Here is a 281-nt window from a genome sequence, read left to right as displayed (position 1 = left end):
AGTTCCGGCGTGGTGCCGAACAGGTCGCGGAAGGCGCGGGTGAAAGCCTCATGCGAGCCGTAGCCGGCATCGAGCGCGACCGAGAGGATGTCGGGCGCGCCGCCGGCAAGCTTGCGCGCCGGCTGAGCGAGGCGGCGCGCGCATGTAGCCATCACCGAGCGCCCCGTGGCGGCGCCGAAGGCGCGTGTCGCGTTTCCACGTGACGCGCGCCTTCGGCGCCGCCTCGCTCAGCCGGCGCGCGCGCATGTAGCCATCACCGAGCGCCCCGTGGCGGCGCCGAA

At 74.4% G+C, this 281-nt stretch carries 1 pseudogene; it reads right to left on the bottom strand.

Annotated features, from left to right (window positions below):
* Window positions 1-203 (bottom strand): annotated as a pseudogene (locus tag EN857_RS34325) (AraC family transcriptional regulator); the annotation flags it as partial.
* Window positions 204-281 lie beyond the last annotated feature (78 nt).

The organism is Mesorhizobium sp. M4B.F.Ca.ET.214.01.1.1, from assembly GCF_004791545.1.
Classification (GTDB): domain Bacteria; phylum Pseudomonadota; class Alphaproteobacteria; order Rhizobiales; family Rhizobiaceae; genus Mesorhizobium; species Mesorhizobium abyssinicae.
Note: the sequence above shows the minus strand (reverse complement) of the source record. Positions and strands in the feature narration are given on the sequence as shown.